Consider the following 3756-nt stretch of genomic DNA (forward strand, 5'->3'; position numbering starts at 1 on the left):
AGGCCCGCGAGGGCCTCGGCAATCTGGCCGACCGTGAGCTCGCCGTCGGAGGCCCCCACCGCGGCGGCCAGGACCGTGTCCAGCGCGATCTGGCGACCCAGCCCGTCCCCCTGCACGAGCCGGATCGCGCTCGGGTCCTCGGCGCCCGGGACGTATTCTCGGTGCTCGCTCACCGCACCGACCCGGGCCAGGCGCAGTTCAGCAAAGCCGCGCTCGTCCAGGTTGTCGGTCCGCAGGCCCGCGTCAAGGGCGCGCGCGAGGTGCGCGCCCAGGCGCTCGGCCCCGGGGTCGTGCTCGGGAAGCGGTCCGCTCACGATCTCCGTGCGCCGCACGGGCGCGGTCGGGTGCTCCCCCGCGGCGGGGGCCCTGAGCAGGACGAAGCCGAAGCCGATCCCGTGCACCCGGCGGGAGGCGAAGTCCGCGACCCAGTCGGCGATGCGGCGCTCGAACTCGGCGGAGCCGGTCGTCGCCCCGCCGTCCCTGGCCCAGGTTTCGGCGTAGCGAATGGGGCTGAGCCGTTGCCGCTCCAGGACCCAGGCGTCGAGGGCGGGGCTCGGGTCGTCGCCCGGCTGGGGGCCGGTGCCGGTGTCCAGCCAGCTCAGCACCCGGCCGAGGCCGTCCTCCCCCCAGCGGTATTCCCAGTTCGCGAGCGCCTGCAGGCTGCCCCCGGGGCGCAGATGCGCCGCCGCGCCGCCGAGCACGGAGGCCACGAGGTCGTCCCCGGCGAGGCCGCCGTCGCGGTACTCGTAGCGGGCCACGCCCTCGGTCCGGGGCGTGATCACGAAGGGGGGATTGCTGAGGATCCGGTCGAAGCGTTCCCCCGCGACCGGCTCGTAGCGATCGCCCAGCCGCAGTTCCACGCCGGAGACCCCGTTCAGTTGGGCGTTCCACGCCGCGAAGCGCAGCGCACGCGGGGAGACATCCGTGGCCACGACCCGGGCACCCGAATCGGCCGCGACCAGGGCGATCACCCCGCAGCCGGTGCCGAGGTCGAGCACCCGCTCTCCCGAGCTCACCGGGAAGGCAATGCCGAGGAGCGAACGCGTCGCTCCCCCGACGCCGAGCACGTGGTCCGCGCGGAGCGGCCCGCGCACGAGGTGCTCGTCCAGATCCGAGAGCAGCCACCAGTCGCGCTCGCTCCCGGGCAGCGTCACGCAGTTCAGGCTCACCGCGGCGAGGAGGCCCGCTTCGCCCCCCGCGGGGGCTGCCTCGATCAGGCCGAGCTCGCGCGCCCCCGTGAGCCCCAGCGCGGGCAGGGCCACCGCGACCGCAGCGGGGCTGAGCGGCTCGCGCAGCAGGAAGAGGCGGATGAGGGCGTCGAGCGGGGAGGCCTCCCCGGCGGTCGCGGCGTCGCCGAGGGCCCGCCGGGCGGGGGCGAGCACGCCGCGGCCGCGGGCCTCGTCGGCATCCTCGCCGAGCCGCGCCCGGACGGCGGCGCTGCCGTACCCCGCGGCACGGAGGTCGGCCCGGAGCTCGTCGATGCGGGGATCGTGGGCGTGCGGGCTCTGGTCACTCGTGCGATGCATCCCTCTAGGCTAGCGAGTGTGCGCCGCCACACCGCGCACGGTGGCCCGGCCACCCGCCCGGCGGCCTTATTTTGCATTCCCGGCTTCCCGCGAGAGAATATCTCCATGCCTAAACTCGCACTGACTATCGCCGGTTCCGAAGCCACGGGCGGCGCTGGCGCCCAGGCCGACCTGAAGACCTTTCAGGCGCGCAACGTCTTCGGAATGGCGGCGCTGACCTGCATCGTCTCCTTCGACCCGCGCAACGACTGGAACCACCGCTTCGTGCCGGTTGACGCCGCCGTCATCGCGGATCAGATCGACGCCATCACGGGTGCGTACGGCCCCGAGGCCCTCGACACCGTGAAGATCGGCATGATGGGCACCCCCGCCACCATCAGCACGGTCGCCCAGGCGCTGCGCGATCGCCCCTTCGCGAACGTGATCCTCGACCCCGTCCTCATTTGCAAGGGCCAGGAGCCGGGCGCGGCGCTCGACACCGACAACGCGCTCAAGGCCGAGGTGCTCCCCCTCGCGACCGTGGTCACCCCGAACCACTTCGAATCCATGTCGCTGTCCGGGATGGACGCGATCGACACCGAGGCGGACCTCATCGAGGCCGCGAAGAAGATCCACGAGCTCTCCGGGGCAGCCGTCGTCGCCAAGGGCGGCGTGCGCATCGCGGGCCCCGACGCGATCGACGTGTTCTACGACGGTGAGACCCTCGAGGTGCTGCGCGCGCCCAAGGTGGGCGACGTTGCCGTGAGCGGCGCGGGGTGCTCCCTGGCCGCCGCCATCGCCGCCGAGATCGCCAAGGGTGCGACCCCCCTGGAGGCGGCCCGCGCCGCGAAGGCCTTCGTGACCGACGCGATCACCGTGCGCGTGGCCTCGAACGCCCCCTTTGACGCGGTCTGGCAGGGCGACTAACGCGGCTCCCCCACGTCAGTGGCCGCGACCCGCTCGGGTCGCGGCCACTTTTTTCTGCGCGCGGCGGGGCGACTCCTCTAGGCTGGCGTCGTGTCCGAGCGCGTGCTTTCCCCAACGACGGCCTCAGCCGAGCAGTTGAGCGCCGCGCTGGCGGCTGTGCTGGAACGCTTCGATCCGCCCGGGGAGTTCCCGGCCGCGGTGCTGGCCGAGGCCCGTGCGGCCGCGGAGCACCCCGAACCCGTTGACCGGGATCTCACGGAGGTCCCCTTCGTCACCGTGGACCCCGAGGAGTCAACGGACCTGGATCAGGCGTTTCACCTGAGCCGCGCGGGGGCAGGGTACCGGCTGCGCTACGCGATTGCCGCCGTGGACGCCTTCGTGCGGCCCGGCGGGGAGCTCGACGCGGAGGCCCGCCGCCGAGGGCAGACCCTCTACGGGCCGAGCGCCCGGATCCCGTTACACCCCTTCGTGCTCAGCGAGGGCGCGGCCTCCCTCCTGCCGGACCGGGTCCGACCGGCCTACGTCTGGGAACTTGACCTGGACGATGCCGGGGAGCTCGTCCGCACCCGGGTCGCCCGGGCGCTCGTCCGCTCCCGAGCCAAGCTCAGCTACGCGGGGGCGCAACGCTCCCTCGACGCCGGCAGCGCCGCGGAGCCGCTGCTGCTGCTGCGCGAGCTCGGCGGGCTGCGGGCCCAGCGCGAGCTCGACCGGGGCGGCGCGAGCCTCCGGCTGCCCGAAATCGAGGTGGCCCGGAACGAGGCCACGGGCGAGCTGGGACTGCGTCAGCGCACCCCCCTGCCCGTGGAGGACTGGAACGCGCAGCTGTCCTTGCTCGCCGGGATCGCGGGGGCCGGGCTCATGCTGGACGCCGGGATCGGCATCCTGCGCACGATGCCCCCGCCGGACCCCGAGTCCGTGCGGCTGCTGCGCGCCCGGGTCGCCGCCCTCGGGGTGCCCTGGCCCACCGACCAGCCCTACGGCGCGTACCTGCGCGGGCTCGATACGGACACCCCGGTCGGCCTCGCCGCGATGCACGCCGCGGGCACCCTGTTCCGCGGCGCCGGGTACACCGCCTTCGACGGCGAGGCTCCCGCGCAGCCGGAGCAGGCCGCGGTGGCCGCTCCCTACGCGCACGTGACCGCTCCCCTCCGGCGGCTCGTGGATCGCTTCGGCCTCGCCTGCTGCGCCGCGATCAGCGCGGGCGCCGAGGTCCCCGACTGGGTACGCGCGTCCTTGCCGCAGCTGCCCGCGCTCATGGCCGCCTCCGCGCAGCGCAGCGGCGGCCTGAACCGGGCCACGATCGACGCCTACGAGGCCGCGGAGC

General features: G+C 74.4%; 3 protein-coding genes. 2 read left to right on the forward strand and 1 reads right to left on the reverse strand.

The genetic code is table 11. The features are described from left to right. Positions 1-1526, reverse strand: a 1526-nt coding sequence (locus OOT08_RS00360; protein WP_325090614.1) for a class I SAM-dependent methyltransferase, incomplete at its 3' end; no start/stop codon positions are given. A gap of 105 nt (positions 1527-1631) precedes the next feature. Between OOT08_RS00360 and OOT08_RS00365 the strand changes: the two genes are divergently transcribed. Next, positions 1632-2432, forward strand: a complete 801-nt coding sequence (locus OOT08_RS00365; RefSeq protein ID WP_325090615.1) for a hydroxymethylpyrimidine/phosphomethylpyrimidine kinase — start codon at positions 1632-1634, stop codon at positions 2430-2432. A gap of 90 nt (positions 2433-2522) precedes the next feature. Next, a partial coding sequence (locus OOT08_RS00370) for a ribonuclease catalytic domain-containing protein (protein ID WP_325090616.1) occupies positions 2523-3756 on the forward strand: 1234 nt, incomplete at its 3' end.

Origin of the sequence: Leucobacter sp. M11 (assembly GCF_035726885.1) — a bacterium.
Taxonomy (GTDB): Bacteria; Actinomycetota; Actinomycetes; order Actinomycetales; family Microbacteriaceae; genus JAPFRB01.